Annotated in this window: 11 protein-coding genes; 4 read left to right on the forward strand and 7 right to left on the reverse strand. The window is 67.7% G+C overall.

Annotated elements, in window-relative coordinates; genetic code table 11:
* Window position 1: 1 nt before the first annotated feature.
* Both QSJ19_RS09555 and QSJ19_RS09560 read right to left on the reverse strand, forming a co-directional pair.
* Window positions 2–1,384, reverse strand: a complete 1,383-nt coding sequence (locus QSJ19_RS09555; RefSeq protein WP_286319934.1) for an amino acid adenylation domain-containing protein — start codon at window positions 1,382–1,384, stop codon at window positions 2–4.
* 8 nt (window positions 1,385–1,392) lie between these two features.
* The gene (locus QSJ19_RS09560; protein ID WP_286319935.1) at window positions 1,393–2,814 is read right to left on the reverse strand and encodes a hypothetical protein; all 1,422 of its coding nucleotides are present in this window, start codon (window positions 2,812–2,814) and stop codon (window positions 1,393–1,395) included.
* Between the two features lie 131 nt (window positions 2,815–2,945).
* On the opposite strand from QSJ19_RS09560, the gene QSJ19_RS09565 reads away from it, so the two are divergent.
* Window positions 2,946–4,205: a glycosyltransferase gene (locus QSJ19_RS09565; protein ID WP_286319936.1), complete on the forward strand. Its 1,260-nt coding sequence runs from the start codon at window positions 2,946–2,948 to the stop codon at window positions 4,203–4,205.
* A gap of 8 nt (window positions 4,206–4,213) precedes the next feature.
* On the opposite strand, the gene QSJ19_RS09570 is transcribed toward QSJ19_RS09565, so the two are convergent.
* Genes QSJ19_RS09570 through QSJ19_RS09580 form a run of 3 tightly spaced genes read right to left on the reverse strand, consistent with a single transcriptional unit; the run spans window position 4,214 to window position 6,922 of the window.
* Window positions 4,214–5,134, reverse strand: a complete 921-nt coding sequence (locus QSJ19_RS09570; protein ID WP_502876124.1) for a glycosyltransferase family 2 protein — start codon at window positions 5,132–5,134, stop codon at window positions 4,214–4,216.
* Window position 5,135: 1 nt separating this feature from the next.
* On the reverse strand, window positions 5,136–5,942 hold the full coding sequence (locus QSJ19_RS09575; protein WP_286320032.1) for an ABC transporter permease: 807 nt from the start codon (window positions 5,940–5,942) through the stop codon (window positions 5,136–5,138).
* A gap of 23 nt (window positions 5,943–5,965) precedes the next feature.
* Window positions 5,966–6,922 carry an ATP-binding cassette domain-containing protein gene (locus QSJ19_RS09580; RefSeq protein ID WP_286319938.1) on the reverse strand — a complete coding sequence of 319 codons (957 nt, stop codon included), beginning with the start codon at window positions 6,920–6,922 and terminating at the stop codon, window positions 5,966–5,968.
* Between the two features lie 727 nt (window positions 6,923–7,649).
* Here QSJ19_RS09580 and QSJ19_RS09585 point away from each other — a divergent pair.
* From QSJ19_RS09585 to QSJ19_RS09595, 3 genes are read left to right on the forward strand one after another with little or no spacing between them, the layout of a single operon-like run.
* Entirely contained in the window at window positions 7,650–9,146 is a 1,497-nt protein-coding gene (locus tag QSJ19_RS09585; RefSeq protein ID WP_286319940.1) for a condensation domain-containing protein, read from the forward strand.
* Between the two features lie 18 nt (window positions 9,147–9,164).
* Window positions 9,165–10,646: a condensation domain-containing protein gene (locus tag QSJ19_RS09590; RefSeq protein ID WP_286319942.1), complete on the forward strand. Its 1,482-nt coding sequence runs from the start codon at window positions 9,165–9,167 to the stop codon at window positions 10,644–10,646.
* Window positions 10,627–12,051, forward strand: coding sequence for a condensation domain-containing protein (locus tag QSJ19_RS09595; protein ID WP_286319944.1), 1,425 nt, complete (start codon window positions 10,627–10,629; stop codon window positions 12,049–12,051). The genes QSJ19_RS09590 and QSJ19_RS09595 overlap by 20 nt, the downstream gene beginning before the upstream one ends.
* Here QSJ19_RS09595 and QSJ19_RS09600 read toward each other — a convergent pair.
* Both QSJ19_RS09600 and QSJ19_RS09605 read right to left on the reverse strand, forming a co-directional pair.
* On the reverse strand, window positions 12,024–14,327 hold the full coding sequence (locus tag QSJ19_RS09600; RefSeq protein WP_286319945.1) for a CocE/NonD family hydrolase: 2,304 nt from the start codon (window positions 14,325–14,327) through the stop codon (window positions 12,024–12,026). The genes QSJ19_RS09595 and QSJ19_RS09600 overlap by 28 nt on opposite strands.
* Before the next feature lie 89 nt (window positions 14,328–14,416).
* Complete coding sequence (locus QSJ19_RS09605; RefSeq protein ID WP_286319947.1) at window positions 14,417–15,052, reverse strand: trimeric intracellular cation channel family protein; 636 nt, start codon at window positions 15,050–15,052, stop codon at window positions 14,417–14,419.
* Between the last annotated feature and the right edge of the window lie 57 nt (window positions 15,053–15,109).

Consider the following 15,109-nt stretch of genomic DNA (forward strand, 5'->3'; position numbering starts at 1 on the left):
CTCACCAGAATCCGTGGTCGAGGTCCCAGCCGGTCAGTTCGTCGTCGACCAGCTTGCGGAGTATCTCGTTGTCGCCGAAATGATCCGGATGGATACCGAAGAACGTCAGGGTGATCTTGTCGCCGTACTCCACCGCCCACGCGGCGAGCGCCGGTCCCTGTCGACGCCGACGGTCCGCCGGCATGCCCTGCATGATCGCGCGGATGGCGAACGACGACGCCGTGACACCGCCGATCTCCAACGATTCCCGCGGTGCGACGCCGAGATTCGAGACGGTGGTGTCCGGCCCCGGTATCGATGACATCATCTTCGCGACGAGTCTCCGTGGGAGCAGCCGCACGATCGGCGCCAGGTTGTCCGCTGTCTGGTCGGCACCCGACTCCGCGTAGTCGATGAAGGCACGCTTGCTGAGTGCCCGTATCCCGTCGAGACGTGTCGCCGGTTCGACCGGCTCGGACAACCGGATCCACACACCTCCGGACGCGTTGGCCGCCCCCTCATCCGGATCGCCTGTCCGCTTGTCGACCGCGATGCAGACCCGGAGGTCCCCCGGGATGGGCAGTCCCGATCGGTGCACGACCCCGGCAAGGAGTGCGGTGAACAGACTGTTCGCGGTACCGTTGTGCTCACGCGCCCGCGCGTGCCAGGCCTGTCGGTCGATGTCGACGATCGCGAGCGTGGTGTCGGGGCCGCCGCGAGGAGCGGCAATCGGGTTCGGTGGAGCCGACGCCTGGGCGGGAGGCCGCGACGCGGTGCCACGCCCCCGACCGGCATGTCGTGCCTGCCGCGCCTGGCGGACGAGTTTTCGCAGCGACGAACCGGCGGCGGACAGTTGACGCCCTCCGTCGACGACGTCCTCGCGGACCGCCCGAGCGCTGCCCACCGCGTGGGCCGCGGGCAACGACGTCTCGACCCCGGCGTGGGCCGCCGCCAACGCGCGGTACACACCCTGACCGTCGGCGATCATGTGCGACAACAACAACGAGACAACCCGTCGGCCGTCGGTGGTGGTGGCCGACTCCAGCCGCCAGCCGGCACCGTCGGCCGGTCGCAGATCCGCCGCACGCAGTCGCTCGTCGGCCCACGACCCGACCTCGTCGTCGCCGATCCGGCCGGACTCGATCGCCGACAGCGGCATGCTCGACCGCACCCAGCGATGCCTGGCGGCCGGAATCCGCGTTCGTCGGACAGCACGATGGAGTGACCCGATACTCAAGGCGCCACGCAGTGAGTCCACGGCCTGCTCGCCGGGGTCATCGTCGAAGACCCAGAGGAACTGGATCGGTGCACTCATCCCGAGCAGGTCCTCGGCCAGCAGGTAGGACTCGTCGGCACCGCTCACCCGCGGCGGTGCGAGCGGCGCTCGCCCGGTCGTCGTCGTCATCGTTCTCCTCACCAGATCTCGTGTGGAAGACCCCAACCGGACAGTTCCTCGCCGAGCAAGGTCGCCAGTGTGCGGTCGGAATCGAATCGGGTCTCGTCACAACCGAACACGGACATCGTGACGGTGTCGTCGGTCCGTACCAGCCAGGACTGCACGCCGTCGCCGAAGCGATAGGGCGCGGCGGGGTCGACACCCTGCGCGATCCCGCGGAAGGCGAATCGCGATGCGGGGACCCCACCGAGTTCCATGACCTGTGATGGGACGTCGCCCACGTTGGACACCATCGCATCGGGCATTCCGGATCCGGCGGTCGCGGCGCTCACCAGCCACGTCGACGGAAGGAGCCACACCATCGGCTGCAGGTGCGCGACGGCGGGCCGACGACCCGATGCGAGCCGGGAGTAGGCCGCCTTGCACGACGCGCGGATCCCGGCGAGGTCGCCCCCGGGTGATGGTCCGTCGGAGATCATGATCGACACGCCCGCAGTGGCATTCGATCGCGGATCCTCCGCTCCCCGGCGCCGGTCGACGGGTACACCGACCTTGATCGTCTCGCCAGGAGGCGCGTATCCGCTCGACCTCAGCAGACCGGTGACCACCGCGATGAAGAGGCTGTTGGACGTTCCGTCGCTCTCGGTCGCGACACGATCCCACGCCTGGACCGGGACGGCGGCCGTCGCGCGTCGCCACGTCGCCGCGGGCGACCGCTCCGACATCGACGTGCGCACGGGACGGTCGTCGGGGGCGTCTCCGGCGGTCGCCGGCCGAACCACTGTGTACAGGGCCTTCGCCACCCCGCGGCTGGCCGCCAGTACCTGTCTGCACCCGTCGGCCGCATCCGATGACCACCGGGTCTCGTTGCGTCCCTGTATCTCTCGTGGCTGCTCTGCGCCGACTCGGAGGTCCGGGGTCATGGCATCGGCGGCCGCCTGTACGAGGGTCCGCCCGTCGGTCACCAGGTGCAACGCACAAAGGGACACCACCGTGCGATTCGAGTCGCTCCGGCCCGCTCGGAGTCGCCAGCATCTCCCCTGCTCTGGGTCGAGCCGAACCGAGTGCATCTCGGCCGCCGCCCAGGTGTCCATCTCCTCGTCAGGGATCGACCGGTCGTCCCAGTCGAGGTCGGGAGAGTCCACGGCGCGCTCCCAGCGAGGTCGCGCACCGGGGATGCGGGGCACCACGACCCGCCGGTGCAACCGACCGCGGGAGAGTTCTCGGTTCATCGTCGTCAGCGCCTCGCGCGACACCGGTCCGTCGAGGACCCAGACGAGTTGCAGGACCACGGTCCATCCGAGTGCTCGGTGCAGGAACCAGTAGGTGGCGTCCTCGTCCGAGAGCCGCACGACCGCCCGGCCTGAACCTCTGCGGATCGGGTCGGCCTCGGCCCGCGACTGGGCATGACGCGTCGTCGCCATCGGTGTCGTGGTCATCGGTCCTCTCGAGTTCTGTTGCCCAGGAACATCTTTGTTGGATACACCGGCTTCTCCTTGCCGAGAATGTCTCGATCACCTCGCCTACACTGGGCGCCACACTCGACGAGGGGACGATGATGATATTGGTGATGGCTGTCAACGGCAGTCGTGGCGATGTCCAGCCGGCAGTGGCCCTCGGCGGCGAACTGGAGTCGCGCGGTCACGACGTCACGATGCTGGTTCCCCCGGACCTGGTCGATTTCAGCGCGACGACCGGTCTGACGACCGAGTCCTACGGAGGAAGTACGCGCGAGGTGCTCGATTCGGATCTCGTGCGTGAGCGGATGAGATCGCGTGATCCGCGCATCCGCCTGCGAGCGGTCACCGAACTCACCGTCCGCGGCGGTCGGCTGATGCAGCAGCAGCTGCTCGACACCACCGAGGGCGCCGACGCGATCATCGCCGGAAGCGCCGGCCAGGAACGGGCGCACAACGTAGCCCAGGTGCGAGGGCTGCCGCACATCCCCGTGCACCTGTGTCCCCTGCGTCGCAACGGATCCACGTCTCTGCTGACCCATGTGGGGCTCGATGTCCCGGCGCCGATCGCACGCGCCAGCTGGTCGGTGGCCGAGCGGATTCTGTGGTGGGCCGGCCGATCCGCGGAGAACGCGCTGCGTGACGATCTCGGCCTGGACGCGCTGCGCGAGCCGTTCGCGGCACAGATCGCCGCCACCGGAGTACCCGAGATACAGGCCTATGACCCGGCGCTGTTCCCTTCCCTGTCCCATGAATGGGGCGCGCACCGACCCCTGGTGGGCTTCTTCACCCTCTCTCCCGAGCATCGAGAGGGCGTCGGCGACCAGGCGACAGCCGACCTGCTCCCCTGGATCGACGCCGGAATCCCACCCGTCTATGTCGGTTTCGGCAGCATGATGCCCGCCGATCCGGATCACCTCGCCGAGGTGTTCCGCACCGTCGCAGCCGAACTCGGCATCCGCCTGCTCGTGTCGGGCGGCTGGAGCGACTTCATGTCCGGAATCACCGACGACCGGATCCGTGCGGTCGGTCATGTCGACCACGACACGATTCTTCCGCTCTGCGCCGCGGCCGTCCACCATGGTGGTGCCGGCACGGTGGCAGCGGGATTGCGTGCCGGGATACCGACGGTGGTCACCTGGGTGGGCGCGGATCAACCTATTTGGGGCGCAGCGATCGCGAAGGCGGGTGTGGGTGCGAGTCTTCCGATGTCGCGCCTCGACCGGACGCGTCTCCTCGACGCGCTCCGCTCCGCGTTGGCGGGCGAGACGGCCGAGCACGCCCGCGCGCTCGGCAACGACCTCGTCGAACCGAAGCGAGCAGTCGCGACCGCCGCCGACGTGATCGAACGGGCGGCATCCAGACATCGCTAGCAGCGAGATCACGGGAGGACGCGATCTGCCAGGCGCGTCCGCGCACGGCGCAGCGACCATCGTCCCGTATCAGCGTCATAAAGGCGGATCGCGGTGAGTCGGAGCGCGTGGAGAACCGTCAATGCGGGCACATAGATGAGCGCGGACCCGGCCGTCAGGGCGAGGCGACGATGCAGCGCGAACGTCCGCGGCAGGAAGCTCATGTAGGTCACGAACGACGGCAGTGCCGACTCCATACGGCGCGCCGAGACGCCGACCGTGAGCGAGGCGAGAAACGCGTTGCGACCGCCGTCCTCGCCGATGCACAGACCCAGGTCGACGTCCTCGAAGATGTCGCGACGCATGCTGACGCGAGAGCGTATGCGCTCCCACGCATCTCGGCGCACGATCATGTTCGATCCGTAGAGCACGGGGATCTCGGTGACCGCGCGGTGCGCCCGGTGCCGCCCGAGAGGATGGATCTTGATCTTCCACCGGTCGAACCGTCCCGCGAGCGGCACACCATAGGCTTCGCCTCGTCCACACAGTGCCGACCAGTGAGCGTCCACGTCGGCGCCGAAGAAGTCCACGATGGTCTGTGCCCAGTCCGGGCCGACTCGCGTGTCGGCGTCGATCCGGGCGATCAATTCACCCGTGGCCGCGTCCATCCCCGCGTTGCGTGCGAAGACCAGTCCCTGCTGCGGCTCGTGCACGACCCGCACCTCCGGATGGTCTGCCGACACCGCGCTCACGACCGCCATCGAGTCGTCGGTGGAGTTGTTGTCGACGACGATGATCTCGGCGAGGTGCTCGATCTGACCGACGAGTCGGGCCAGACAGTCGCCGATGGTGTCCTCCTCGTCGTACACCGGCACGACGACCGACAGTTTCGGGAGACCGTTGACGGGGATGTCGCCGACCTCGACCCGGGTTGCATTCGGTGGTTCCACGTCAGGTCCTTCGCAGGTAGGTTCGCAGGGTCAGTGGGACGAAGATCGCCAGGACCGCGACGGCCCCGATCACCGTGTAGACGATCTGGTGCCCGACGGTTCCGTCCGCGGCGAGTGAGCGGGCGGCGGACACGAGGTGGGACAACGGGTTCGCGGTGGCGCACGTCTGCATCCATGCAGGCATGGTGTCGATGGGCACGAGTGCGTTCGACACGAGTGTCAGCGGCATGAGAATCAGCATCGACACCCCCTGAACCGTGGATGCACTGTCGAGCAGCACGCCCATGAGAGCGAAGATCCAGCTCAGGGTGAATGCGACGACGACGATCAGGACACAGGCCGCCACCAGTCCGGGCACACTGCCGGGCCGGTAACCCATGGCCACTCCCACCACGACGGTGATCGCCGTGGCCACGATGTAACGGACCGCGTTGGCGAGCAGCGCGCCGGCCAGTGGCGCGATCCGTGCTATCGGCAACGACTTGAATCGGTCGAAGACACCCTTGTCGAGATCCTCACGCAGACCCACGCCGGTGGTGACGGAGGCGGCGATGGCCACCTGCACGAGAACGCCGGGGATCAGCAACGGCAGATAGCTCTGGACGTCGCCGACGATGGCGCCGCCGAAGATGGTGGAGAACATCACGGTGAAGACGATCGGCAGGACGATGACGTCGAACAGTTGCGCCGGGTTGTGCCGGATCTTGAGCAGCCCTCGCCGCGTCATGGTCAGGGACTGGGAAATCGTGGACCGCAGAGCAACCCGATCCCGCACGAGTTCATGGCCGTCCGCGCCGCTCCCGGCCATGCCGATCCTGCCGACCTGGGCCGTCACGCGGCAGCCTCGTTGCCCGCACCGCCGGTGAGCGCGAAGAACACCTCGTCGAGGGTCGGGCGCACCACGTTGACCGACTGCAGGCCGACACCACGGTCACGCAGCGCGATGAGCAACTCGGGTAGGTGCTCGAGGTCGGCCATCGGGACCGTCACCCGGCCGGGCTCGTCGATCACGGCAGGCTGCCGGGTGAACGGCCGGCAGGCGTCGGTGGCCGTCGACTCGAGTCCCGGATCGCTGAGTCGGAGCAGTACGCAACTGTCACCCACCCGGGTCTTCAGTTCGTCCGGCGTCCCGTCCGCCACGATCCGTCCACGATCCATCACGGCGATGTGATCGGCCAGTTGGTCGGCCTCGTCGAGATACTGGGTCGTGAGCAGCACAGTGGAGCCGTCGGCGACCATCGCGCGGACGATGTTCCACATCTGAAGTCTGGTCCGCGGGTCCAGACCGGTGGTGGGCTCGTCGAGGAACAACAGCCGCGGCGCCGTGACCAGGGAGGCGGACAGATCGAGACGTCGACGCATACCTCCCGAGAACTGCCGGACCGGACGGCCGGCCACGTCGGAGAGTCCGAACGCGACCAGCAGTTCCTCGGCACGGTCACGCGCCTGTCGCCCCGAGGCACCGACGAGTCGCGCGAAGATCGTGAGATTCTCTGCGGCGGTGAGATCCTCGTCGACGGAGGCGTATTGTCCGGTCACGCCGATCAGGGACCGGACGGTACCGCCGCGGCGGACGACGTCGTGCCCGAATATCCGGGCCGTGCCGGAATCGGGCCTCGTCAACGTCGACAGCATGCGCACGGTGGTGGTCTTCCCCGCGCCGTTCGTCCCCAGGAGGGAATACACACGACCGGCGGGTACACACAGGTCGACTCCATCGACCGCACAGAAGCGACCGTAGGTCTTGGTCAGCCCCTCTGCGTCGATCGCCAACGCAGCTTCGGTCATCGCACACTCCAGAGATCACTACTTACGTGGACAGCGAAAGATGCGTCAGAACACGGACTTTCACCATGATCCTCAGCGCGGAAACCCCCGGGCAGCATCGCCCGCGCGTCGATCGGTGACAGGTGCAGACCACTCCCCGGTGACACCGGCCCCGACAGCCGCTGAGGTCAGGCTATAGCCGCCATCGACGGGCGTGCAAGGCGCCGCAGTGGGACTGACCGGCGTCGACAACGCGCTCCCGCGACCGATCGCAGCGCGGTTCGTTACATCGAGCCACATGACGGAATCCTCGCTGACGTCGTATTCTTCTGTCGCGAGGCACTTTTCACCGGGCCGCGATTTTCGCGGGGTTAACCAACCCGAAACACTTCGGGCATCTGTTGGCCGAAACCGACTGTGAACACGAAAACCGCTGCCCTGTCGCTAAATTCGCATATTCGCGCTCGTGCATCAGATCGTTAGTGTGACGAAGCACACCTGCCGTCGTCGATGTGCACCGCTGCCGCATCCGGCTATGGTCGAACCGGAAACCCTTGAAGCGCGCATCGTCGCGCATCCGACTCCCCACTCCCCACCGAACGCAGCGATGCGTGATGGAAAGCATGGCTGCGTCCACGACGCTCAGCGATGCGCGTACGGAGCTCGGCGAACTCCCGGGACACCAGTCCGGGAATCGTCACCACCAGTCGACCAGTAACACCGCATCACCGAAAGCGGACCCACATCAATGAAATTCACGGAACTGTCGGACTACGACCTGCCCGGCGGCACGGTCACCGAATGGACTCCGGTCGCTGACGTCGACCCCTCGCACTGGGATGCCGACGCTCGCCCACTGACCTATGAGCATGAGGACCACATCATCCGCGCGGCGAGGGCCCGAGATCGAGGCGATGCCGAGAGTAGTTGGTTGGGAGCGGTATTCGCCATCGATCGGAACCTCGATCCGACAGCCATGGAACGCGCGCTGCTCTCCTGGGTCCGCCGCCATGAGGCATTCCGGACGACGGTGTCGCTGGTCGATGCGGCCTCCGGCGTCGGGGTCATCCGCCGCACCTGCGGTGCCGAGTCGATCTCGATACGACGTCGTCCTGCTCGTATCGTCGGCGCAGACAGCATCCACGCCCATCTCGTGGACACCTTCGATGGTCGGCTGTCACCTCTGGTCTGGCCGCCCTGCATGGTGATGACGATCTCCGATACCGACCGATCACCCGCCGACGACGGATTCCTGCTCGTCTTCGCAGCAGACCACTCGGTGATGGACGCATATTCGATGTTTCTGTCCATCAACGAATTACGCACCCTGTACGACGCGGAGCTGGACGGATGCGAGGACGGTCTGCCGCCGACCGGGAGTCATGTGGACTTCAGCTCGGGCAACCGGAGATCCGGCGAGGAGCTGACAGAGAACCATCCCGGCGTCGAGAGATGGCGCCGACTCCTCGACGCCACCGGCGGTCGATTGCCCACCCTTGGCCTGCCGCTGAGGGAGCCTCTCACGGCGATCAGCCCGCCCGCCGACATCGTCCGGGAGTCCGATGACCGGCAACACGGATGGGCTGACGTCGTCGCGACCGCCGGTCAGATGGACGCGCTCGGCACGATGTGCCGCGCGAACGGGCACTCGACTCAGACGGCGGTGATCGCCACGCTCGCCCTGGCGAACCAGGAACTGACCGGCAACGCGCGTCTGCGTGCGGTGATGCCCATGCACACCCGCCACGAGGCACAGTTCGTCGAGTCGGTCGGCTGGTACGTCGGACTGGGACCCCTGGAGGTGGATCTGACGGGCGCCGAGACCATCTCGGATGCGCTGTCGGCTGCGGCAGCCGGGATCGCCGAGGCCAAACGCACATCGCGTCTTCCCTACCCACGGATCGCGCAATTGCTGGGTACGTCTGCCGAACCGGAGTTCGTCGTCTCCTACCTCGACCTCCGCTTCGTTCCAGGGGCATCGAACTGGCCGCGCTGGCGGGCGCAGACACTGCGGGGCACCTCACGGTCGACTACCGAGGTGTATCTCTGGATCGCTCGGACGCCCACCGGCCTGACGGTGTCGACGCGTCATCCCGGCACCGCCACCGCTGCAGCCAATGTGCGCCTGCTCATCGACACCGCCGCGGCGATCGTGGCGTCCGTCCTGACCGGACCACCCGGCCGCTCCGGTGCGATGTTCGACCCCGATTCCCTGACCGCCGGCGCCCAACGACAGCCGGCCTGACGACGAAGGACCGATCGAGTGAAGATCACCGCACTCCAACGCTGGACCCCCGAACCCGGCACGGCATTTCGCTGGCAACCCACACCGAGCTGCCGGGCAGCGGCGGCCGATGCACCCGTGGCGTCCGGGCCCATGACGTTTCTCGCCGAGAACCACGTCCGCAGTGCCCATCGGGCGCACAGCCGCGGCGTCCCGCACCGCGCGTATCTTGGGTCCGGCACCGACCTCGACGGTGCTGTCGACCTCGATGCGGTGACCACGGCGCTGACGATCTTCGTCCGCCGACACCCGATCCTGCGCAGCTGGTTCGAGTGCGACGGCCAGACCGTCCTGCGCCATGTCGTCGACGTCGACGATGTCGCCTTCGAGGTCGAGGAACTGGGACCGCTCGACACCCCGGAGGCCATCGATCGCCACCTCCGCACCCGCTTCGAGGCCGAGACCCGCAGTGACGACTTCCCCGGCCTGGCATTCGGCGTGATCGCCCGTCCCGACGGCTTCGCGATGTTCCTCGGCTGCGATCACGCACTCAGCGACGGCGCATCGCAGGCCCTTGCACTGGCCGAGCTCGCCGAACTCTACGAGAGCCCGGATGCAACCGACCCGGGTCCCGGCGACTACCTCGATTACGCCATCGCAGAGACAGAGGTCGCGCGAGATCACGGCACCGATTCGCCGGAGTTCCTGGAGTGGCGGGACACCTTCGCGCGCAACGGCCTGCGCATGCCGATGTTTCCGTTGGATCTCGGGTTGGCACCCGGGGACACCGCACCGGTGGCGCCGCTGGAGATGGACATCCTGGACCGGGTCGGCATCGACGCCTTCGACAAGGTGTGCAAATCCGCCGGCGGCAGCTTTCTCTCCGGAATCTACGCCGCCATGGCGATCACCGGCCACGAACTGGGTTGTGGTCCACACCATTACGGGATGACAGTGCTCAATACACGAGCACAGCTCCCACAGTTCGCACGGTCCCAGGGCTGGTTCTGTGCCTTCGCCCCTGTCGAGATCGACCTCGGCGCGAGTGCGACTTTCACCGAACTCGTGCCGACTGCTCGTGAGGCCCAGCAGCGGACCAAGCGGCTCGCGACCCTCCCGGTCCAGTCGGCGCTGGCCGCCATGATCGCAGCCGGGGCCACCGCCGACGATGTGGTGTCGGCACCGAATCTCTTGTCCTATATCGATTTCCGATGGTTCCCCGGCGAAGGCACCCCGGCCTACGACCGGGGCGTCATCTTCACCGGCGAAGGCCGCACGGCCAATGCATCGGTGTGGATCAATCGCGATCACGAACGGTTGTATCTCGGCAGCCAGACGCCGGGTACCCCGTTCGCACAGCGCCAGGTCCACCGCTACTTCACTCACCTGTGCGAGGTCATCGGCGACGTCGCGATCCACGGCGACCATCGCATCGTCGAGCCGACAAGCGCCGTGGATCTCGCCGACGACCCCGCCCCATCGCGCCTCGAGGAGCGTCCCCTTGCACGTCACGACCATTGACCACTATCGGCCTGCGCCCGGCGAGTTCCTGTCGTGGTCGGTCGATGCCTCTCGCAGCGTGACGCAGCCGTCGCGGGTGCCGCCGTCGTTCAATCAGAGCGTCCATCTCGCGGGAGCCGACGACCACAGCACGTGGCTTGCCGCATCGTTCCGTGTCCGCGGGCGGATCGACCGGGATGCGCTCGCCCGCGCGTACCATGCCCTCGTCACCCGGCACGGGACCCTGCACAGTTCGTTCACCAAGCGCGACGGCGTGGTGACGCGCGAGGAACACAATCCCCGGAGTTTGATGCTGACCGAGAATCCCGGTGTCCGGGCGACCAGTGCGGCGGCGCTGCAGCAGGCCGTCTGGGCGACGCTCGACGCGGCATGCCACCCGTTCGGATTCCCGGCCTACCTCCTCGCCGCGATCGACCGGCGCGACCGCTCGACGATCCTGTGTGGTTTCGACCACGCCCACGTCGACGCCTACTCGATGTCGATCATCATCGACGACCTGCACACCCTGTACGAGGGCTATCGGGGTGCCGCTGACGGCCGCCCAGAGTGTCTCCCGATGAGCGGCAACTTCGTCGACTACTGCGCGGCGGAGGCGGAGATGACCGAGGTCGGCCCGTCCGATCCGCGACTGCTGTCGTGGCTGCGCTTCTTCGATGACCATGGTGGCGGCCCACCGACGTTTCCCCTCGACCTCGGGCTGGCCGTGGGCGAGCATGCGCCCCAGGGGGCCGACGTGCGCCAGCTTCTCGACGCCTCATCGACCGAGCGACTGGCAACACTGTGTAGACGCGCCGGATCCAGCCTCTACGGCGGTGTCCTCTCGGCCATGGCCCACGCGGTTCGCCACCTCGGCGGGGGAACCGAACTGGCACTGCTGTTCCCGATGCACACCCGTCGCACCGAGCCCTGGCACAACGCCGTCGGATGGTTCACCACCAACGCACCGATCAGCGTCGTCGGCACCGACGACCACCTGTGCGACACCCTTCGGCGAACCGGCCCGGAACTACGACGCGCAATGCGGCTCGGCGGGGTCCCGATCCCCCAGGTGATCAATGCCCTCGGCGGCCTTTCTCAGGTGCGCGACGACATCTTCATGGTGTCCTACGTCGACTACCGCACGTTGCCGGGTGCTGCGATCCACGATGAGATCGACGCCCAGCACATCTCCAATGTGACCACCGCCGACGACGCCCAGTTCTGGATCTCGAGGACGATCCGGGGATTGTCCATCCGCAGCCGCTATCCGGACACCGCTGTCGGCCGAACGACAATCACAGAGTTTCTCGCCGAGGTCCGACGCATCCTCGCCGAGGCCGTCGATGCCCGGCCGACCCCGGCGTCGGACCTGGAGCGTCTCGCCGCGGACGACCTCGGTCAACCGCCGTTGAACGCCCTCGCATAGGGACGGCACGGCTGACCACGCAGACCGTCGCAGGCGCCCAAGGGAACCGCGGACCGCAGACCGGGCACGATCGGCAGGGCCAGAGTCGACCCGCCCGCACCGAGGGCCACGGTGTCGACCACGCGTCCCCGGGTCGCCGGGGTGTCGAAACGCCATGACGTACGGTCGCCTCCAGGCGCGGTGACGGTCACGCGGATCCGCGAACCGGCACGGAACGGATACGCGATCGGGTTCAACGCGATCCGGACGGTCTGGAATCCCGGTTCCAAGGGGCGCGGCCCGACCCAATCACGCGTCGGATTCAGCAGTGTCGCATCGCCGTCGACGGCTCGTAGAGAGGCTCGCAGATAGCCGGACGTCACGTACGTCTCCCGTCCGTCCGGTCGCACCTCCGAGATCGTCGCCTGCAGATCGGTGTCCGGCGCCGACGACCGCAGCCGCAGATCGAGACTCGCCGGGCCCACTGCGACGACATCCGACGTCTGTGGCGCGGTGATGAATCCGACGCCCGATCGTCCCGGGATGGGTGCCCAGTTGTACGGCGGCAACGCCTTCCACGGCAGCTGCGAGGGCCCCACCACGTCGAGCGTCCCGCCGGGGCGCAGCCGGGGATCGGGCCGGAACTCCACACGGGAGGCCGGGCCGGGGCGGCTCGTGAGGCGCCCGTCGGAATCCAGGGCCCATCGCTGTCCGGCACCCACTCCGCTCGGCGGCCAACTCGTGAAGCCGGCCGACCACGGCGCGGAGAGGTTGCCGGCGCCGACCCCTGGGATCGTGCTGTCGGTGCCGGAGCCGAAGAAGACCTGTATCCGGGGATCACGTCCGAACGCGGCCCGGGCCGCCGACCACGATCTCGCGTCCGGAAAGCGTGAGGCCACCAACGGTCGGCCGGGGGTGCCCGTCGTCGCCTCGTACAGCACGGGCGCCAGAGCCCGCAACGCCGGGTTGTCACGCGGAACACGGTGTGCCACGAAGAGATTCAGGAACTCGTTCCACGGCCCGAGGATCTGGGGATCCGCCGAGTCGAAGTGCGCACCGTTGACCGCCTTGATCCAGACATCGGGATTGTCACGGAACCGGTCGATCACCGAGGTCCACTGCGGACCCGTCTGTTCGTCCTGCAGCGCTCCCGCCAGGAACACCGGGACGGTGATCTTCGACGCCCAGGTGGCCGGCGCACGGTGATCGAACAACGCCGGTGTGCGGGTCGGGTTCTGCTCGATCAGCTGCTCGATGTCCTGGGTCTGCAATCGGAGCCGTTGGTTGGTGGCGCATCTGCGGTCGCCACGTCGCACCAGTTCCCGGGCATACGGCTGCCCACCACCCGGCGCCGGACGGGCGTGATCCTGTCTCTCACGCAGCCAGGAGTCGGCGAATCCCGTGTTGAAGATCCCGCCCGGGAAGCCGGTCGAGTACAGATCGTCGGTGATGCTCATCGGCGCGATGGCTGCCAGGCCCGGCGGCCGTGTGCCCGCGACGGCGATCTGGGAGATCCCCGAGAAAGACACTCCGACCATGCCGACCTTGTGGCGGGACACCCAGGGTTGGCGGGCCACCGTCTCGATGGCGTCGTACCCGTCATAGACGGTGGGTAAGTCGAACAGGTCGAAAGCCCCTCCGGAGCAGCCACTTCCACGCATCTGCACATTGACGGTCGCGAAACCGGCCGTGGGGGCGACGATCCCGCCGAACATGGTGCTGATCGCAGGCGCCAGAGGATCGGGTCGCTGCGCCAAGGTCCCCAGTGCCCCGAGGAGGAAGTCGTGCGGCGCCGCGATCTGGTACCCCGAGTACTCGATGACGGTGGGGAACGGACCGTCGGCCATCGTCTTTCCGACCGGCAGTCGGACCGTGGCGGCGAGGGTGATGCCATCGCGTACCCGGATGTAGTTCAGCCCCGGCGACAACGTCTGACGGTACAACTGCTCCGGGGGTGGTGTGGTGCCGTCGAGCACGGCGAACACGTTGCCCGGACGGCCGGACACGTCGAAGCGGTAACCGCCCCCGGGGGCCAGGTCACGTACGAGGAAGGACCCGAGCGGATCCACCGTCCCCGAGCCGACGACCGCTCCGGCGGCGTCGCGCAACGCGACGCGCGCACCCGGTGTCGCGTCGACGAGGTAAGCCTGGGTCACGCTGCCGGCACCGCGGCCGGCGTCCGGCGCCGCCACCGGCGTGGCGTCCACGGTCCCGGGAGACGACAGCGCGCACAGGACGACGACCACCGACAATCCGATCGCCCGCCCCCACCGACGAGTCCCTGCGTTCCCCCACACGCGACGAACATAAGCGACGGGCCGTCGCCGGAGCGCCGAATACGTCGATTGCGATCAGTCGGGGGACAACTCGTCGCGGCGTCGACCCATCAGGCGTTGCGGTCACGTCGTCGGATACCGGTGGGCGCCGTGGGCAGTCGCCACCGGAAGGCGAGCCCCGCCAATCTGAGGCCGGTGGCGACGATCGTCCCGGTCACCAGCCAGATCCAGATCGGTACCGCGCTGTACGTACCACCGACCGCGACGACCCCTGCGCCCAACAACGCCGGCACCGCATAGAGATCGGCCGGTTGGAGGAGCAGGGGGATGTCGTTGGTGATGACGTCACGGAGAATGCCGCCGCCGACGGCCGTGAGCAGTCCGACCAGGGTCGCGGCGAATGCGCTCACGTGCTCGTCGATCGCGATCGCAGCGCCGCTGGTGGCGAAGACGCCCATGCCGATCGCGTCGAACAGCAGGACGCTGCGCCGCAATTCCGCGAAGGTCGGATGGAAGAAGAACACCACCACACTCGTCACCGCGCCGATGACGATCGGCGGCCAGTTCTGTATGGACGACGGTGGCGTGACGCCGAGCAGGACATCACGGAGGATGCCGCCACCCACCCCGGTGAGCGCGCCGACGGTGACGATGCCCCAGAGGTCGAAATCCTTGCGTACGCCGAGGAGTGCCCCCGACGCAGCGAAGACGGCGATACCGACGTCGTTCAGGATCTCTTGCAGCACCTGATCATCGTGTCAGTCGGGAGAGAGCACAACAACGACCGCCCCGGGTGTCCAAGG

It is taken from the genome of Gordonia sp. ABSL11-1 (genome assembly GCF_030315685.1).
Lineage (GTDB): Bacteria > Actinomycetota > Actinomycetes > Mycobacteriales > Mycobacteriaceae > Gordonia.